Below are 19,395 nucleotides of genomic sequence, written 5' to 3' on the forward strand. Positions count from 1 at the left end.
ATTTTTATTGGAAATCGAGAGCGATGCTCTCGAATAAATTGAAACTTTACTTCATTTCTTTCGCAAAGAAGGCGCTGGCTTTTTTTAGGATCTCTTTCTCCATTCTAAGCTGCTTTACTTCCTTTCTCAGAGCCATTAATTCCGTTTTTTCATCTGCGTGACAGATGAATTATTGAGTTCGTCAGCCTTCTGCTTCCAAGTGTAAAGCAGGTTTTGTGATACTCCCAACGCATCAGCAGCTTGGGCGACAGAATACCCTTGTTCGGTATTGCCTCTTCTTTAAATTCTTTCGTATAAGTTCGATATTGACGTTTTGTATTCATATTCACCTCGATTGATTATCGTATTATCCACAATCAAGGTGTCCAGATCGATTAGACCAGAATAATCAATGAAGGATTAAGCGTGATTGATTGGGTCAAGCAACATCAACCCAATCTCATCATCTTAGACCTAATGTTACCGCATCGAGATGGCTTAGGTATTTACCGCGAGCTGAGAACCTTTAACGAGGTTCCGGTGATCATGGCAACCGCCAAAATTGAAGCAATCGATCGTTTACTTGGGTTAGAGTTGGGCGCAGATGACTATATTTGTAAGCCTTATAGCGTCAGAGAAGTCGTGGCGAGAGTCAAAAATATTTTGCGTCGCAGCCTTTCTTCGTCACAACACCACAATGACGATACGCAAGCAGTGTTGAGCATTGATGAGCCTGCAATGACGATGCATTACTACCAACAATCTTTAGTATTAACCCCTGCCGAATTTAAACTACTAACATTTTTATTTAATCATCAAGGGCAAATTTTCAATCGAAATCAATTAATGGATCAAATTTATCCCGACAGCCGGATCGTGACCGATCGCACCATCGATAGCCACATAAAAAACCTACGCAAAAAATTAACGGATATTAATCCAGACACCGATTGCATTAAATCGATTTATGGTATGGGTTATAAGTTCGAAATTTCTGCTTAATATCTAACTTTTTAATCGAATATTGCACGATGACTCTATCAATCATGCCTAAAAAAAGCAGCACCAATTTGGCACTGCTTTCGATTTTTTTCTTATAATTATAACTGTTTACCGTTACTCTCAATCACTTTTTGATACCAGTAAAAACTGTCTTTTTTGTAGCGTTTTAGCTCTTTCTCACTTTCTTCATCACGGTCGACATAAACAAATCCGTAACGTTTAGCATAACCATTTAACCAACTAAATAAGTCTTGGAATGACCAAGTGCAGTAGCCTAATACTTCACAGCCATCGTCAATCGCGGCTTCAATCGCTTCAACATGTTGCTTTAAGAAATCGATACGGTAATCATCGTGCACTTTACCATCTTCGGTTAAGGTATCAAATGCGCCTAAACCATTTTCACTGATCAGTACCGGCAAACCATAGCGTGAGGTAATACGGCGTAACGATACACGTAGACCATTTGGGTCAATAGCCCAGTTCCAATCGGTCATTTTTAAATAGTCATTATCGGCGCGAGCATATAACTCTTCAGTTGGGATAGCTTTTACATCAGACACAATCGACACTTGAGCCGCATTACCAGCTTGCACATTTTCTTGCTTATTATTAGGGTCGATATAGGTGGCAGATTGATAATAATTCAACCCCATGAAATCACACACACCAGCTTTGAGTAATTCTTTATCCCCAGGTTGGAAGTCAACTTTAATGCCTAGATTTTCAAGTAGTTTTAAACCAATTCGAGGGTATTCACCTTTAGCATAAACATCCATCCACAAGAAGTTTTCGATCTCTTGGGCGTTTTCCATCGCGATCACATCTTCTGGTTTTTCACTTTTTGCGTAGGTTGGTCCATAGGCAAAACTTGGTCCTACTTGTCCTTCAATACCCATATCACGGAATAATTTAATCGCACTGGCATTGGCTAAACTGGCAATATGGTTAGCATTAATAAAACGTTGATAATCTGATACTTTTGGTGGGTGTAGCTTTTGTACATAACCTAACCCCGTGAATATATTTTGTTCATTCATCGTGACCCAGTACTTCACTTTATTGCCAAATTCTTGATATAACAATTCACAATAATTAGTGAAATCTTTGATGATTTCGCGACTTTCCCAACCTGCATATTCATCTTGCAGTGTTTGTGGAAGATCCCAATGATAAATGGTTAGAATAGGCTCCACTCCAACTTCGATCAGCTTATCGATAACCTTGTGGTAAAACTCAATGCCTTTAGGATTGGCAGTGCGGCCATCCGCCATAACCCGTGGCCAAGAGACTGAAAATCGATAGGCGTTTAAACCCATTTCTTTCATTAAATCGATGTCTTGGGCAAATTGGTGATAGAAGTCGATCGCCACTTCGCCAGTGGTATTTTTAAAAGTATTACCAGGTATGCGTGAGTAGGTATCCCAAATTGATGGGCCTTTACCGTCTAAACTTGCGCCGCCTTCAATTTGATAAGCTGCCGATGCACTACCCCATAAAAAATCATTTTGAAATACCATTTTATATCCTTGCGAAATTGATAGTAAATAAGGGTTATTTAGGCTTCATAGTGATAGTAAACCATATAGTTATCACACCTAAAATCAATACTGATAAATTACGCTATTCATACCGATAAAACCTGAAATAAACTGTAAAACTGGGTTTTTATACGTATCTAATGGTGAATTATTTACCTTAATCACAGTCATGATCCGCACCATGAAACTTCATTATTTTGTTTCATAATCATGAAAGTTTCACGCCAAAACGGCTATTGTTAGTTATATTCCCAACTCACTTCACGTTACAAGTTTCAGCGACGAATACCCATTCCATAAATTTAATGATCGTTCAAAATTGAGTACAGAGAAAAGTGTCAAAGGCCATGAATGGCCTTTTATCAAGCGACCAAGGACGGAGCCGCGTCTTTTCGGCGTATTCAAATTGATCAAATATTAAATAGAATTGGTATAAAGCACTCTTTAACAACAGAAAATTAACGAGGTAATTAGGGAAAACGAAGGAGGGAAAATTTAAAGGTCTGCAACCGATTCACGGCAGACTAAGCGACCCGAAATCAACGGGCTATCTTTCATTTTTAGGCTGGTTTTCTCAAGCATTTGCTCAAGGTTCTCCATGCACACTTGTGCCAATTGATGGCTAGAATGACTAATGCAGGTTACGGTTGGGTTGAGTTGTTGAGCAAGCGGAGAATCTTCTAAGGAAATCACCGAGACGTCTTTGGGTACTTGGATATTAAACTGACGCATTAAACGCATTGCTTCAGCCGCGTAACTGTCTCGCTTTACTACGATGGCGCTATATTGAGTAAAACTGTTAATTAAACCCAGTAACGATTGTTCTGGATTTTGTTTCGCTTCAATCACTAAACGGCGATCATAAGGCAACGACAAATTTTGAATCGCATTTTTATAGCCATTCAATAATTCAGAACAACTGGCTTGGGTTAGATCATCCACCAACAAGGCAATTTTTCGATGCCCTTTTCCGAGTAAATAACGACAGGCACTTTCTGCTGCAAATTGATAATCAAATCCAACCGAAGTTTGCACATCGGTGAGCATACCATCCATGTGCAAGACGTTCTCAAACGCCGAAGTGTTGATGGTGCCATTAATCATTATCACCGCTTCACATTGCGAATTCAGTTCAAACAATGCATGTTGTTGCTCATCAACACTTTCGGCAAATTGCACCAGCATTAATTTATTCATCGCTTTAAGTTTACGCGAAATGGCAGGAAGGTAACTGGTGACACTGGCAGCGTCTGAAGTGTTGAGCACCACACCAACATAATGGCTCGATTGAGTGGCTAAGTTTTGCGCGGCAACGTTGGGGCTATAGTTGAGTTCTTGAGCAGCTTTTAACACAGCTAATCGACTATCTTCACGCACACCACGACTGCCGCTCATAACACGCGATACGGTCGCTTTTGATACATTAGCCAATCTTGATACATCTGTGATGGTTGCCATTGAGTTCTCTATTTACTCATACTACGAATGAATAGTCGATTATACCCTGCTTTTCGATAGGTTATCTAGCATTAGCTTCACATCAACCATTAACAAAATGTGTTGAAACGAATCGTCCTCGCTACTTCTACTTCACAGTGACTTAAATATAAAAATCGGTCTACTTATTGTCTTAATCCATATTCTAATAAGCAGACCTAGGGGATTTTTAATTCTATATTTAAGCAGCGAGACGCTTATGCAGATCAATCAACTCTGCCATCATTTCTTTTGCCAGCATACTGGTCATTAAGTGATCCTGAGCATGTACCATAATAAGCGTCATCTTGGTTTTTCCTTCGCCTTCATCCGCTTCAATTAATTTGGTTTGAACTAAGTGAGCCAAATTAGCAAACTCTTGTGACTCTTTCATTAGCGCTTCGGCTTTATCAAACTCACCCGCTTTGGCGGCAAATAATGCTTCAAAGGCAAGGCTTTTTGATTGACCCGCGTTAATGATAATACCCATAACTTGTTCTTCTAAATCCATATCCATTTTGTTTTCCTAGTCATTCTTCAGTTAATTTGTGTTTTAATTTGATGCTTAAGGTGGTTTAACGATAAAAAACTAAAAACCATTATTTTTTGATACTTCTGCGAACCACTCACCGCTTAATTTTTTGGTTCTGGTTTGCGTGGCTAAATCTAAGCTATAGAAGCCATAACGATTTTTATAAGCATTATTCCAAGACCAATTATCAATAAAGGTCCAAAGGTGATAACCGCGACAATCCGATCCTTCTTGAATCGCTTTATGCAACCAAGACAGGTGGTCTTGAATAAACTCGATTCGGTATGTGTCTTGGATTTGTCCATCCTTCAAAAACTTATCTTCACCTTCAACACCCATACCATTCTCTGAAATAAAGCATGGAATGTTGCCGTAGTTTTCACGTAAGTTAGTCATGATGTCATAAATGCCTTTTTCGTAGATTTCCCAGCCACGATGAGGGTTCATCTTACGCCCTGGCATTTCATAGTTTTCAAAGAACCATTCCGGCATAAATGGACCATTAGTATCAACAGCCGTTAATCGCGCTTTGACTCGGCGCGGCTGATAATAATTCACCCCAAGTATATCTACTTTCCCTGCCGCAATGATCTCACGATCGCCGGTTTCACACACAGGCATTTGACCATGTTCAGTTAACAAATCAACTAACCCTTGAGGAAATTCACCGGTTACTGATGGATCTAGAAAACTACGATTAAACAACAGGTCCGCGATATTGGCCGCTTTTAAATCAGCAGGGTTTTGCGAGCGAGGGTAAGACGGCGTTAAGTTTAAAATAATGCCAATCTGTCCCTCCTGTTGTTGGGTTTTTTGTTGATATTGACGGTATTTCGCTACCGCTTTAGCATGCGCTAACATAGTGTGATAACCGACGGTGACCGCACGACCAAAATCTACAACATTCGGGTAATGGAAGTCATATAAATAACCACCTTCAACCGGCACAATGGGCTCGTTAAAGGTAAACCAATACTTAACTCGGTCACCAAATAACTCAAAACACGTTGCGGCAAACTCAGTGTAGGCTTCGACCACTTTACGGCTTTCCCAGCCGCCTATTTCTTGCATTGCCATTGGCATATCAAAATGAAATAAGTTAATAAAAGGTTCAATGCCTTGCGCCAACATTTCGTCAATTACATTGTTATAAAACTCAACCGCTTTAGGGTTAACCTCACCACAACCATTGGGAATTAAACGAGACCATGAAATAGAGGTACGAAAAGAGTTATGTCCAATCTCTTTCATTAGCGCAATATCGCTACGATAGTGTTGGTAAAACGTCGACGCATCGGTTGCACTGACATCACCAAAGAATCGATTCGGTTGTGTCTTGTACCAATGGTCCCAAATGTTTTCACCTTTACCATCTTCAAATGCAGCACCTTCTGTTTGTGTCGCAGACGAAGCGCTTCCCCACCAAAAATTTTTCGGAAATTGATGTTGCATCATTGGTATCCTTTTCAATTTTTTGAACTGCGGTAATCTTTAATTATCGGAATAAAGCTTACCGCAGTGACTAATCTATTCGTGAGTGACATTATGCAGTTGCAGTTTGACCTTGAGTTTCTTCCGCATGTTGCTTGGCTTCATCTTCAAGTAACTGTTTTTCATACGCCTTGATAAATGGTAAGTAAACCACAGCGGCAATCGCCATACAGATAAAGCATAAAATCACAGGACTCAATGCCCAGTTTGCTGCCCACGATGCCCCTATTGGACCTGGTGTTGTCCATGGTGTCACTGAAACGACTCGTGCAACTAAATCAAATTTCAAAGCGAAGTAAGCCACTACCGCATTAATCATTGGCACGCACACGAATGGAATAAACATCACAGGATTCATAATGATTGGTGTACCAAACAATAGCGGTTCGTTGATATTAAACAGTGCAGGCACCGTACTTAACTTACCCACGGTTTTCAGGTGAATTGAGCGGCTACGAGCCAACATAAACGCAAGTGGTAACGTAGAGCCTACCCCACCAATCAGTAAGTAGTGATCCCAGAATCCTTGTAGGAAGATAACTGGTGGCTCCATGCCATTGGCTAGTGCTGTTTGGTTTACCGCTAAGTTTGCCAACCAAAATGGATTCATAATTCCGGTCACAATTAAAGCGCCGTGAATACCCGCAAACCATAGAATTTGACACACCAAGACCGCCAGTAGAATAGCTGGTAGCGAATCCGAAGCAGAGACTAAAGGCTCAAGCATTGACATGATCGCTTGCGGAATAATCATGCCCGTTTCAGCTTCAATGAATAAGTTCAAAGGATGAAGTGTTAAGATAATCACTAATACTGGTATCAAGATTTCAAACGAGCGAGCCACCCCAGCAGGCACTTCTGGTGGCAGTTTAATCGTAATATTTTTACGTTTTAAGAAGGCATATACTTCAGTTGCGTAAATCGCGGTGATCAGCGCGGTAAAAATACCCGGCCCACCAAAATAGGTCATCACTAACTTGCCATCTTCAATTGGCGCGGCCACTAATAAGAAAGACATTAACGCTAATAAGCCTGTCGCAAGTGGGTCTAAATCATAATGACGCGCTAAACTTGCCGCGACTCCAGTTGAGATAAAGAACGTCATCACGCCCATACTCAGGTTAAACGGCAACATTAATTGCTCGCGGTATTCGTTAGAAAAACCTAACCATGTTTGTGCAAATCCCCAAGAAGTGTCAGGTGAAAATGGAGGGAAGATAAACACCAACATGAATGAACCAACAATCATGAAAGGTAGAGCAGAGATAAATCCATCACGGATCGAAGTTACGTGTCTTTGATTTCCGATACGCCCAGCAATTGGCGTAACCTTTTGTTCGATAAAATTGGTCAAAGCATCATTGATAGAGCTCATGGTATGTCCTTAAGGTAGTCGTAATGTTCAATGCCTCATCTAAGGCACTTATACCCAAGTAACGTAAATAGGGGGATGTTACTTGGGTATAACAGTAAGCGAAGGTTAATGTCGTTGGCGGTACGTTTTATTTATTTTTTTGTACTCGTCCATTCAAACTATTTCTCTATCAAAGGAATTAGCCAATCAAAGATAATGCATGATCGAGGACTTTATCGCCCTTCTGCATGCCATAATCCATCATATTGATTGGCTCTACTTTAATGCCGTATGGATCCGCTTTCTTTTGTAAATCGGCTTGCATATATTTAATTTGTGGACCTAAAAGGACACATTCAAAATGAGGGGCATGCTGGTCAAACTCTGATGCTCCAAAAGCCTGAATATCCACTTCCAAACCACGCTTATCGGCTTCCGCGATCATTTTTTTCATTAACATGCTGGTCGACATACCAGCAGAGCAACAAAGCATAATTTTTTTCATAATAACCTCAGTTTTGGTTTAACATATTAAGTGAAACAAAGTGTGTTTCGATGTAACTAAGTTATCATGTGGAAACTTTTTGGAAACCGATTTCCAAAATCTGGAAACTTAAATGTGCATTTGATCACTCGATTGCAGAGAAAAATCTGGCAAAATGAGATCTAGTTAAACAATTCAAGCGAGAAAAAATGGATCAGCAAACCAATCGACTGCTTATGAAACGTGTCGAACGTCACATTTCACCAATTGCTAATTGGTTGGCGAGCAGTAAACACCTAATTGCGATCAGAGATGGGTTTCAGATTTCGATGCCGTTTATTGTTGTGGGCAGCCTATTTGTTCCTTTTATTTTTCCGCCCTTTAATCCTTCGAATTACCCAAGCATTAATGCGTTTCTATTAGAGTACCGAGCATTTTTTTCTACCATGTTTGAGCACACCATGGGGTTAATTGCTTTGTTTATTGCCTTTGGTGCCAGTGCCAGTTTGGCCAAGCAATATGGCATTCCAGAACGTTTATCAGGCTTAACAGGTTGCGTGGCTTTCTTATTGTTAACCGGAACCATTGAACACGCATCACCTGGCAGTTACCTAGGTGGTAATGGTTTATTTACCGCTATTATTTCAAGCATATACAGTATTGAAGTGATCCGATTTTTTTATCGCAAGGGATGGTATTTCGATATGCCAGAAGAAGTACCGCTCATTACCCGTAATGGTTTTAAATTAATCTTACCTTTGTTATTTATCATGTTGTCTTTGGCGATAATTAACTTAACTTTAAAACATTATACTGGTTTGTATTTTCCGCAATTAATCACTGACATATTCAAACCTTTGGTGATTGCCAGCGATACATTAACCGCCGTGCTTCTCTCGCTATTGCTTTGCCAACTGCTGTGGTTTATGGGGATCCACGGATCATTAATTGTTACCGGCATTATGAATCCGTTTTGGCTCAGTGGACTTATTGCCAACCAAACAGCGTTAGCCGCAGGTGCGCCGGTTCCTCATATCTATTTGCAAGGTTTCTGGGATTATTATTTGTTAATTGGTGGAGTGGGTTCGACTTTGCCTCTGGTTTTTATGGCGCTAAAAAGTCGTTCAAAACAATTAAGCTCAGTGGGAAAAATAGGGCTTATTCCCTCTATGTTTAATATCAACGAACCGATTTTGTTTGGATTTCCGATTATCATGAACCCAATGTTCTTTCTTCCTTTCGTATGTGTGCCGTTAATCAACGCCACTCTTGCATGGCATTTTACTCAGCTTGGTTTGTTAGACCCTTTTATTTCAATGTTGCCTTGGTCGATGCCCGCCCCGATTGGTGCATCGTTATCTGCAAATGGGAGTTGGCATAACATCTTGATGGTGCTGTTTGCGATGTTTAATTCTTGGATGATTTATCGACCTTTCTTTAAGGTGTATGAAAAACAATTAATTTCCCAAGAAACTCATTCTTCTTCATAGCAAGTTTCATCAATAAAATGTGAGTACCGACGTAATTTCACATCTTTTTTGTACGATATCGTTCAAATTGGTCATAAAGGTAGCTCGACAACCGCTCGATATTGATAAATTGTAGCCATACGTCACTATGAACGCGCTTTTTCTAAAAGGTATGGTATATGAAACAACAGTATTATTTGGCTTTAGATATCGGTGGAAGTGCGGTCAAATATGCCGTAATGAACCAACAAGGGGTCATTATTGTAAAGGGAGATTATCCTAGCCCTACGACTTCAATCGATGACTTTTGGCAACAGTTTGACCTGAACTTATCACACCTTTTCCAGCAATATTATATTATTGGCCTTGCTATTAGTGCGCCAGGTTCCGTCGATTGTGATTCGAGTGTCATTTATGGCCACAGTGCTTTACGGTATTTGCATGGCCCTAATTTTCGCGACTATGTCCAGCAGCAGTATCACATAAACTGCGAGATCGAAAATGATGCCAACTGTGCCGCTTTGGCCGAATTATGGCAGGCAAAAGAAGTTGATGATTTTTGTCTGTTAGTGATTGGCAGCGGTGTTGGTGGGTCAATGGTTATCGATGGTAAGGTCCACCACGGCCAGCATTTACATGGCGCTGAGTTTGGTTATATGTTTGTTGGCGCGGATGATGAGGGAAAGCCGGTGACATTAAGCGGTTGCGCCGCCACACGTTCGTTAATTAAAAACAGCGCTAAAGTGCTTGGATTACAAGAAAGCTACCTTAATGGTAAACAGGTATTTGAACTGGCCGAAAATGGAAATGAACGTATTCAGGCGGTGATCGATAAATGGTATCAAATGCTCGCGTATGGCGTTTATAACGTGCAATACATTAGCGATCCCAATCGGATCATATTAGGTGGTGCGATCAGTGTCCGGCCCGATTTTCTTGCGCGAATAGAACAAAAACTGGATCAAATATTTATTGAAAATCCATTTTCTAGCGTCCGCCCACAGCTCAGTGTGTGCCAAGCCGGTAACGATGCAAATTTAATTGGCGCGTTGCATCATTACTTGCAAAGACAGGGCTATGATCGACAAGCAAGCTGATATCTTCCTTATCTTATTGTTTATATGGCTATTATATTTAAAACCAACCGAGCAACTCAATTTGCTCGGTTTTTTATTGCTCATAAATTATCAAATACAAACCAAACATTCACGCCAACATTCCCCTTTTACATTCAAATTACCGCGTAAAAGACAACGCAATCGCCAAATAAATTTCCCATGAAACAACATCGATTTTGATTCATAGCCGATCCTACATTGGGATATATCCCACGCTTCTTTTAGTCAAAATCTTGGGAATGTGAAAGTTATCAAGTTTTACTAAAAACTCGCTGTAACCGGTTTCTGTAACCGGTTACATTTTGTTTTAGAAAATTATAACTACTATCTATTTACCGGGGGATACATGAATACAGACAAGATGAGCATAATTGATAAAGTGCTACCGAAAGTGCTTAAAGTTGTGACTTCAAAACCTATCACCGCCATTAAAGATGGCTTTATGCTAACCATGCCACTCACAATTATTGGTTCCGTCTTTCTATTAATCGCCTTTGTGCCAATCCCTGGCTATGGCAGTTTTATGGCCAGCATTTTTGGTGATGCGTGGACTACACCATTATTTCAAGTCGTTGGTGCAACATTTGATATTTTAGCCGTCATAGCCGTATTTGGTATTGCTTACACTTATGTACAAAACGAAGGCTATAACGGTGCTAACGCTGGCATTCTTGGGATTGTATCTTTTCTGATTGTGATGAAATCTTTTGTTCTCGCACCTGATGGTATTACCGAGATTGGTGGTGTGATCCCAAAAGCCTACTTAGGTGGAAAAGGCATGATTGGGGCTATTATTATTGGTCTAATCGTAGGTAAAATTTACGCCACCGCGCTAAATCGTAATTGGGTAATTAAGTTACCAGAACAAGTGCCTGAAGGGGTTTCTAATGCTTTTAAATCTCTCATTCCTGGCTTTGTCATTATCACTTTGGCTTTCCTAACTTACATTTTCTTTGAAGCTGTATTTGATAAAACTTTTATTGAAACCATTTACTTTATTGTACAAGCACCGCTACAAAACCTTTCCGACTCTTATTTCGGTGCGCTTATTGTTGCCATGCTTATCTCATTACTATGGTGGTGTGGCGTACATGGCACCGCGATTATAAGCGGTATAATGGGGCCGATATTCGTAGCTAATGCACTTCATAATCAAGATGTTATTAACAGCGGTGGCATTTTAGTTGCTGGTGACAATGCTAAAATTGTGACACAACAATTTATCGATCAATTTATTACCGTGGGCGGTGCAGGCCTTACTTTCGGCTTAGTTATCTGCATGTTGTTATTTTCACGCTCTGTGCAAATGAAGCAAATCGGTAAAATTGCGGTAATTCCTGGCCTGTTTAATATTAACGAACCCGTTATTTTTGCCACACCAATCATTTTCAATCCAATCATGTTAGTGCCTTTCTTACTTGCACCAATGATCTCCGTCACTATGGTTTACCTATGTATCGATGTTGGCTTAGTCGGTCCGTTCAGCGCAATACAAGTGCCTTGGACAACTCCTATTATTCTCGGTGGATTCATCATTGGCGGCTGGAGCGCAGCACTACTGCAAGTCGCAGTCTGCGCTATGACGGTTGCGGTATATTTCCCATTCTTTAAATACCAAGACAGATTGGCATTATCTCAAGAAGCTGGAAGTGACGAAGACACCCAGCCAGAAGAATCTGAGATGAAAAACCCTGCACAATCAATGTAATAACCAATAAATGGATTGCCACTTATCCAGTGGCAATCTCAAACAAGATAAATATAAAGGCATTCAATATGAAAAAGATTTTATTACTGTGTAACGCGGGCATGTCAACCTCGATGGTGGTGAAAAAAATGAAAGAATCTGCGCAAGCTAAAGGCATTGATGTAGAAATACAAGCATACGGCGCAGAGACATTCCAAGATCATTTAAACAGCTACGACATTTTCTTACTCGGCCCACAAATCCGCTTTAAGAAAGCCGAATTTCAAGCCATTGCCAATGGTGTAGGTAAGCGTGTAGAGGTCATCGACATGATGGATTACGGCATGATAAAAGGCGAAAAAATCCTCGAAGACACCTTGAAACTCATGGATTAGTAAACACTTAACGTCCTCAAAGTGGCTAAGCTAACTTTGAGGTTCACAAACGATTACATGTAAATAAATGGACAATCGCATGAAATTTGCAAACGATTTTTTATTTGGCGCAGCCACAGCTTCCTATCAAATTGAAGGCGCGTGGAACGAAGATGGCAAAGGCGTCACCAATTGGGATGAATTCAGTAAAATCCCTGGCAAAACATTCGAAAATACCAATGGTGATGTTGCCGTTGATCATTATCATCGCTACAAGGAAGACATCGCTTTAATGGCGGAGATGGGATTAGAATCTTATCGTTTTTCCATTTCATGGGCGCGCATCTACCCTGAAGGTACCGGTAAGATCAACCAACAAGGCATTGATTTTTACAACAATATAATTGATGAATGCTTAAAATATGGCATTGTCCCTTTCATTACTTTATACCATTGGGATTTACCTTTAACGTTAGAAAAAGCCGGCGGTTGGCTCAACAAAACCACCGCTCAAGCCTTTGTACAATATGCCTCCACTTGTTTCAAAGCATTTGGCGATCGCGTCAAGCACTTCATTACCTTTAATGAAACTGTGGTATTTTGTGGCCATGGTTATCTCGAAGGCGCTCACCCACCCGGCATTCAAAACGACCCTAAGAAATACTTCCAAGCCACCCACAATGTATTTTACGCCCACGCATTAGCAGTATTAGCTTATAAAGAATTAAATTTATTTGGCGAAATTGGTCTGAGTAATGTCTTTGCTCCCGCTTTTGCTATTGATGAACAACAAGACAATCTTTTTGCCGCCAATCATGCCAATCAATTTCAGTTAAATTGGTATTACGATCCAATCCTATTAGGCGAATATCCGGCGTATGTTATTGAACGGTTAGAGCAACAAGGTTACTTACCCGATTGGACTTTAGAAGAACTGGCAATCATCAAAAAGGCCGCCCCTTTTAATGATTTTATGGGACTAAATTATTATCAACCAGTTCGTGTCGAAAAGTTAACTGGACCAGTCGACCAGGTTGAACTCACTCGTGAAAATGCGACTGGCCGCCCTGGTAAGCCAAGTTTTGATCATGTTTATCGAAGTGTCATGATGGATGATAAACGCTACACCAAGTGGGGATGGGAAATTTCACCCGATGGATTTGTAGATGGTTTGGATATGCTGAAACAACAATATGGTCAAATCAAACTCTATATTACTGAGAATGGCTTGGGTGATGAGGATCCTATTATTGATGGTGATGTGCGTGATACACCGAGGATTGAATATATTTCTGACCACCTAAGCGCAGTGAAACAAGCCATTCGACACGGCGTGCATATTAAGGGTTATTTTGCTTGGTCTGCCATCGATCTCCTCAGTTGGCTCAATGGATATAAAAAACAATATGGCTTTATTTATGTCGATCATAACGACAATTTAGCGCGTAAAAAGAAAGACTCTTTCCATTGGTATCACCAGATTATTCAATCTCGTGGTCAAGATCTATAAATAGAAAATAATTAAAACACATCAAATTAGAAGAGATAATTATGTCAAATGTTCAAGATGTTCTTAGTGGCGAAGCACTAGAATCAGCAGTAATGGAACTTATCATCAATGCGGGTGAATCAAAGTCTTGTGCTATGGAAGCTTTATATGCAGCCAAAAAAGGCCAATGGGATGACGTAGATACTTTCTTAGCGCAAGCATCTGCCGCATCTAAACGTGCTCATGATGTCCAAACTGGATTGATAGGCCTAGATGAAGGTGAAGGCAAAGTCCCTGTAAACTTAATCATGGTACACGCACAAGATCACCTCATGACAGCGATGCTCGCGCGTGAATTAATTGAAGAACTCATTTCGCTTCACAGAAGCATTCAAAAATAACCTCGATACCGTTACTATTGGTAGCATGTATTAGATAATAAGGATCTAGCCAAAGTAATCCATAAACTTAGCTAGATCCTTTTTTATTGGCTCTATATTCCTGTACTTTGATGAGATCAGACAATAATTATGGCAACAATCAATGATGTATGTAAGCTGGCAGGTGTCTCTAAAGCAACGGTATCGCGGGTTATTAACGCTAAAGGTCAAGTGAAAGAGACCACTCGAAACTTGATCTACCAAGCAATGGAGGAGCTTAACTATAAACCCAACCGTTTAGCTCAAGCGCTTGCGACTAATAGTTCGAATAGTATTGGTTTAGTGGTGTCATCATTTGATGGTTATTACTTCGGTATACTACTAAAAGAAGCCACTCGTATTAGTTATGATGCCGGTAAGCAATTAGTAGTCATTGACGGGCACAATGAAGTTGAACGTGAAATCGAAGCGGCACATTCGTTAGATGCTCGAAAATGCGATGTAATTATTATTTACAGCCGAACCATGAGCACGGACGATTACCTTAATCTGCAACAATCCCTTTCTGTCCCCTTGGTGGTGATTAATCGAAGTCTACCCGATGGTTTAGGTCATGCTGTGGCATTTGATCAATATTATGCCGCCGAGCTCGCCATTAATCACTTAATTGAAAATAATCATCAGCAAGTCGCGATCATTACGCTTTCTCTTGCGACTTCAACGGGGCAATTTCGTCTGCAAGGTGCGACTGAAACATTAGCCAAGCATGGGTATCCTTTTAATCCGCAGTTGCTAGAAGATACTGAAGGAAAAATTCATGATGGTTATAATGCTTGTAAAAGCTTGTTAGACAAACGGCTCATGAACCCATTTAGCGCTATTTTTTGTTTCAATGATATGCTGGCGATTGGCGCCATTAAGGCATTAAAAGAGGCGAAAATTCGCGTACCGGGAGATGTTTCGGTGATAGGTATCGATAATGAAATGATTGGTACTTTTTTCACCCCAGAGCTCACGACTATCGAGATCCCAATTCATCAAGTCACCACACTGGCAATGGAAAAAGCCTTAAAGTTAGCCTCGGGCAAACCATTGACCCCGAGTACGGAAATTTTAAACGGTACATTAATTACTCGCAATTCAGTGTCCCCTCGTCAGATCTAAAAAAGGCGACCTTTGGCCGCCTTCTTGTCTCCTATTCATATCAAAATAGCGTCTATTTAAATACCTAAATTATTCTTGTGTCACTAAATTCAAAGAGATGCTGCCTACAGGCGCATTAATCGTTGTATACCAAGGTCTTGGTGGTTGGTTAATGCCATTTTCTTTGTTGTAGGCTTGCTCAGGATCGGTCAGTTGTTTGGTTTTTCCGAGCACATCTTTATGGGTGTAAATCGCGATATATTGGGCCGTTTTGTTGGTGCTATCGATATTAATTACCATTTCATAACGATCTCTTTCGCGCAGAACTTGTGACTTAAACGTAGACTGATATTCCCCCTCAATGGCAGAAAAATCTTTATTTAATAATTGAGCGTAAGGTGCAAAAACTGTCTCACACGCATAACTATTAATATTGAGTTTCTGACCATCATTAATCGGTGCTAACTTAATTAAGCGAACAAAGGACTTACCTGAATCCAAGTGCATAACTTTGTCTTTCTGACTAATCGTTAAATTTTCAATATGATCACCACTCATCACAAATGGGGTGAGATCTGAAAAATGCTGCGCGGTCACTGCTTGCTTGTCGAGCGATTGAATTAAATCAACACTTGTCTTGCCATCAACGCTTTTCGCTTCTGCTATTTCATTGGTTTTGCTCGGCCCAAATAAGTTCGGATTTAAAATATTACCATCTTTATCCGCGCAACCTGTTAATAGTAGCAATACACTTAATGCGATTATTTTTTTCATGCTTCTTTCCTGCTCGATAATTCCAATGGCTTTAACTATAGATTGAGACTTTTATTGCTTGCTTGCAACTTCTGTCATTTCGGGCGATCGCTACTTTTTGAAATGTTTCACCCTTATGAAACCTTTCATCAAGCGCCGTATTTTTCTTTCAGGCAAGATCCCATTTATCATGCGTACTTTCACATCTTTTTTTTATATCCATGAAACAAACCGGTTTATTCCAAATAAAAACCGATAATAAATTATTTACTTGAACTTGATAATTTCACTATAATACAACGACTTATGAGTCACACCTCCAAGTGTAATTAATCATAGTGTGATTTAGCTATCAAGCTTAGACGGAATATTTTGTTTCATGGCTCCCATCACCTCTAGTCAACTGTGATTTTATTCAATCATTTCAAATCTTTCACTTCATATAATTTCCCACAGATTAAGAAACCTATAAAAATTTATAACAAGCACCTTCGAGTGCAAAAAGGGAATACATATGAAAATCTCTACACTAGCCTTGGCTTTAGCTGCTGCCACTACTCTACCTTTTACTGTTCAAGCTGATGATAGTTTTACTTTTAGTGGTTACGCTCGTTATGGTGCAGGCTATAGTGACGATGGTCCTTTATATAAAGGTTCTTTGCAAAACGGTATCAACGTGATCCAAACCGCAGGTAACCAATACACCAAAACCGGTCGTTTAGGTAACGAAGGTAATGGTTTCGAGTTCAAATTAAATAAAGCCTTTATTCAAGATGATATGAAATGGGATGTTGCAGTCATGCTTGATGATGGCTATGACGGCCAAGCAACCGGTATTTCTCAAGCATACGCAGGTGGTAGCGGCATTTTTGCTACTCAACCTAATGCTTATATTTGGGCTGGTCAACGATTTAATGACCGAGAACAACTTGGTACCAATGATTACTATGTACTGCAAAACGATGGTACGGGTGGTGGTGTTGATAACTTAGATTTCGGCTTTGCCAAGTTTGATATTGCGGTGGTTGCTGGAGATAAAGGCCGTAACGGGCGCTATGCAGTTACCTCTCAACTGCATGACATTATCTTAACCGATAATCAAAGCTTACGTTTCCATGCTAACTTTGGTTGGGGTAATGGTTATGAGCAAGATGGAACTGATGATGCTGCAACTAAGAAAGTTGATGATCATACCGCTTACCAATTAGCCGGTATTTATCGCCTGACTTGGGCCTCAGGTTGGAATGAATTCCAAGTTCGTTACGGTAATGGTACTCGTAGCCAAATCTTGAATAATGGTACAGGGGCAGATGGTGATACTTTAGGTGCTTTCATGCAGGGTGAAATCGATTTCACCAACAACATTTTGATGGAATACACTTTCAGCCATGAAAACAACGACCTAGAAACCAATGTTAGTGGCACTGATGAAAAATGGAATCAAGCGGTTATTCGCCCAGGATACCGTTGGAATGACCGTATGAGTACTTGGTTAGAGCTGGGTTACGACCAAGTTGAATTTGGTGACAACTTAGGCACTAACTCATCGTGGAAAGCAACATTATCGCAAAACGTTGGCTTAGGTAGCTTTATGGGCTCTCGTCCAATGCTACGTTTCTATACCACTTATGGTGAGCTTGATACTGAATATGTTGCAGCAACTCAAGCCAAAGATGGCACTTCAGATGGCCTAACCTTTGGTGCCATGTTTGAAGCTTGGTGGTAAGCCCCTTGATTTTAATTTAAATCACCTCGTTTAAACGTTAAAAGCACCCGCTCATAATAATTGTGAGCGGGTGCTTTCATCTATTCATCTATTCATCTATTCATCTATTCATCTATTCATCCAGGATTTTGAATCCTTTCAACGCCCATGAAACAAACCGTATTTATTTCATGAAAAACCTGATTAGTGTCAGTGCTTTCAATCTTTTAACATCCCAAAATCATCAAGCGGCATGAGCGTGATATGACTCGCATTATCTCACAACATTCCTCACTAGAATCACAGCAGATCATAATAACGCTAACAAAATTAGCGATAAAACAACGTAGTGAAGGCAAAAGATGGCGACGATTAGACAAGTTTCAGAATTAGCCGGTGTCTCTCAGGCAACCGTTTCTCGTGTGGTCAATGGCAGCAGTCGTGTTAGTCACGATAAGAAACTGCGAGTTGAAAAAGCCATGCAAACTCTTGATTATCAACCGACGTCCATTGCTCATTCATCAGCTCGGATTAAAACGGGTTCAGTTGGATTAGTGATCCCCGAATTGGCAGGGCCTTATTACGGCAATATAATGCACAGCATTGAAACCACCTTGCGCCCACTGGGTTATCATTTAGTGGTTACCTCTGGAGGCGATAATATCCAGGCAGAACAATCTGCCGTTGATTTTCTACTCAGCCGTCGTGTTGACGCGTTATTACTTTATACCTCATACCTTTCTGATGATGATTTAATTGACCTATCCAATCAAAATATTCCCTTAGTTATCCTAAGCCGTGAGATCCCCGAATTAGTAGATTCTTGTATCGATCTTGATGATGAAATGGGTGGACTCGTCGCGACTCGTCATTTAATTGAACTAGGGCATCGTAAAATCGCTTGTATCACCGGTCCATTAGCCAAATCCGGCGCTCGTGCGCGTTTGCAGGGTTACCGAACAGCGTTAGAGGAAGCCAATATTATCTATGATGCCAAATTGGTTATTGAAGCAGGTTACACTGAGCTTTCCGGCACCCGAGCTTTTGAAAAACTGATTAATCGTACCCAAGAATTTTCAGCTATATTTTGTTGTAACGACTTAATGGCTATTGGGACATTAGGAGTGCTAAAAGAGCATAAAACACAATCACCTATCTCGGTCATGGGTTTTGATAACATCTTGTTTAGCCAATATGTATCCCCTTCTCTCTCAACGGTTAATTATCCAATTGAAAAAATGAGCATCGAGGCAGTGCACCTGCTGCTGCAAAAGTTAAACAAGCAAAAACCGGATGTGCAGTTCAAATTCTCACCCACATTAGTCGCTCGTGAATCGACTCGTGCCTATCCGCATATTTAAGCCTATCACTGTATTCTCACCTCTAAAAAAATCGTTGTTAACAAAAGCTAACAACGA

General features: G+C 40.3%; 17 protein-coding genes and 1 pseudogene. 10 read left to right on the forward strand and 8 right to left on the reverse strand.

What is annotated here, in order from left to right; genetic code table 11:
• Window positions 1–323, reverse strand: a pseudogene (locus tag HC723_RS17400) (transposase); the annotation flags it as partial.
• A gap of 82 nt (window positions 324–405) precedes the next feature.
• Here HC723_RS17400 and HC723_RS17780 point away from each other — a divergent pair.
• The gene (locus HC723_RS17780) at window positions 406–981 is read left to right on the forward strand and encodes a winged helix-turn-helix domain-containing protein (RefSeq protein ID WP_446751383.1); all 576 of its coding nucleotides are present in this window, start codon (window positions 406–408) and stop codon (window positions 979–981) included.
• A gap of 98 nt (window positions 982–1,079) precedes the next feature.
• Here the strand turns inward: HC723_RS17780 and HC723_RS00015 are convergent, their stop codons facing one another.
• The 6 genes from HC723_RS00015 to HC723_RS00040 all read right to left on the reverse strand — a co-directional run bounded on the left by HC723_RS00015 (window position 1,080) and on the right by HC723_RS00040 (window position 7,880).
• A complete protein-coding gene (locus tag HC723_RS00015) occupies window positions 1,080–2,501 on the reverse strand; it encodes a glycoside hydrolase family 1 protein (RefSeq protein ID WP_190337815.1) in 1,422 nt (473 codons plus the stop codon).
• A gap of 516 nt (window positions 2,502–3,017) precedes the next feature.
• The gene (locus HC723_RS00020) at window positions 3,018–3,980 is read right to left on the reverse strand and encodes a LacI family DNA-binding transcriptional regulator (RefSeq protein ID WP_190337816.1); all 963 of its coding nucleotides are present in this window, start codon (window positions 3,978–3,980) and stop codon (window positions 3,018–3,020) included.
• A gap of 220 nt (window positions 3,981–4,200) precedes the next feature.
• Window positions 4,201–4,509 carry a PTS lactose/cellobiose transporter subunit IIA gene (locus HC723_RS00025; protein WP_153448145.1) on the reverse strand — a complete coding sequence of 103 codons (309 nt, stop codon included), beginning with the start codon at window positions 4,507–4,509 and terminating at the stop codon, window positions 4,201–4,203.
• Window positions 4,510–4,587: 78 nt separating this feature from the next.
• Window positions 4,588–5,985, reverse strand: a complete 1,398-nt coding sequence (locus HC723_RS00030) for a glycoside hydrolase family 1 protein (RefSeq protein ID WP_274601926.1) — start codon at window positions 5,983–5,985, stop codon at window positions 4,588–4,590.
• A gap of 88 nt (window positions 5,986–6,073) precedes the next feature.
• On the reverse strand, window positions 6,074–7,396 hold the full coding sequence (locus HC723_RS00035) for a PTS sugar transporter subunit IIC (RefSeq protein WP_153446794.1): 1,323 nt from the start codon (window positions 7,394–7,396) through the stop codon (window positions 6,074–6,076).
• Between the two features lie 178 nt (window positions 7,397–7,574).
• Entirely contained in the window at window positions 7,575–7,880 is a 306-nt protein-coding gene (locus tag HC723_RS00040) for a PTS sugar transporter subunit IIB (RefSeq protein ID WP_153446792.1), read from the reverse strand.
• A gap of 188 nt (window positions 7,881–8,068) precedes the next feature.
• On the opposite strand from HC723_RS00040, the gene HC723_RS00045 reads away from it, so the two are divergent.
• The 7 genes from HC723_RS00045 to HC723_RS00075 all read left to right on the forward strand — a co-directional run bounded on the left by HC723_RS00045 (window position 8,069) and on the right by HC723_RS00075 (window position 15,540).
• Window positions 8,069–9,349: a PTS sugar transporter subunit IIC gene (locus tag HC723_RS00045; RefSeq protein ID WP_190337817.1), complete on the forward strand. Its 1,281-nt coding sequence runs from the start codon at window positions 8,069–8,071 to the stop codon at window positions 9,347–9,349.
• A gap of 158 nt (window positions 9,350–9,507) precedes the next feature.
• Complete coding sequence (locus HC723_RS00050) at window positions 9,508–10,425, forward strand: ROK family protein (protein WP_190337818.1); 918 nt, start codon at window positions 9,508–9,510, stop codon at window positions 10,423–10,425.
• Window positions 10,426–10,792: 367 nt separating this feature from the next.
• The gene (locus HC723_RS00055; protein ID WP_190337819.1) at window positions 10,793–12,154 is read left to right on the forward strand and encodes a PTS sugar transporter subunit IIC; all 1,362 of its coding nucleotides are present in this window, start codon (window positions 10,793–10,795) and stop codon (window positions 12,152–12,154) included.
• Between the two features lie 68 nt (window positions 12,155–12,222).
• Complete coding sequence (locus HC723_RS00060; protein ID WP_190337820.1) at window positions 12,223–12,528, forward strand: PTS sugar transporter subunit IIB; 306 nt, start codon at window positions 12,223–12,225, stop codon at window positions 12,526–12,528.
• Window positions 12,529–12,607: 79 nt separating this feature from the next.
• The gene (locus tag HC723_RS00065; RefSeq protein WP_190337821.1) at window positions 12,608–14,017 is read left to right on the forward strand and encodes a GH1 family beta-glucosidase; all 1,410 of its coding nucleotides are present in this window, start codon (window positions 12,608–12,610) and stop codon (window positions 14,015–14,017) included.
• A 41-nt stretch (window positions 14,018–14,058) separates the two neighbouring features.
• On the forward strand, window positions 14,059–14,397 hold the full coding sequence (locus HC723_RS00070; protein ID WP_190337822.1) for a PTS lactose/cellobiose transporter subunit IIA: 339 nt from the start codon (window positions 14,059–14,061) through the stop codon (window positions 14,395–14,397).
• A gap of 129 nt (window positions 14,398–14,526) precedes the next feature.
• Window positions 14,527–15,540, forward strand: coding sequence for a LacI family DNA-binding transcriptional regulator (locus tag HC723_RS00075; protein WP_190337823.1), 1,014 nt, complete (start codon window positions 14,527–14,529; stop codon window positions 15,538–15,540).
• 69 nt (window positions 15,541–15,609) lie between these two features.
• On the opposite strand, the gene HC723_RS00080 is transcribed toward HC723_RS00075, so the two are convergent.
• The gene (locus HC723_RS00080; protein ID WP_190337824.1) at window positions 15,610–16,293 is read right to left on the reverse strand and encodes a MalM family protein; all 684 of its coding nucleotides are present in this window, start codon (window positions 16,291–16,293) and stop codon (window positions 15,610–15,612) included.
• Between the two features lie 493 nt (window positions 16,294–16,786).
• On the opposite strand from HC723_RS00080, the gene HC723_RS00085 reads away from it, so the two are divergent.
• Window positions 16,787–17,998 carry a carbohydrate porin gene (locus HC723_RS00085; protein WP_190337825.1) on the forward strand — a complete coding sequence of 404 codons (1,212 nt, stop codon included), beginning with the start codon at window positions 16,787–16,789 and terminating at the stop codon, window positions 17,996–17,998.
• A gap of 341 nt (window positions 17,999–18,339) precedes the next feature.
• On the forward strand, window positions 18,340–19,338 hold the full coding sequence (locus tag HC723_RS00090) for a LacI family DNA-binding transcriptional regulator (protein WP_190337826.1): 999 nt from the start codon (window positions 18,340–18,342) through the stop codon (window positions 19,336–19,338).
• Window positions 19,339–19,395: the final 57 nt, after the last annotated feature.

This window comes from Vibrio sp. S11_S32 (assembly GCF_014694465.1).
GTDB classification, from domain to species: Bacteria; Pseudomonadota; Gammaproteobacteria; order Enterobacterales; family Vibrionaceae; genus Vibrio; species Vibrio algicola.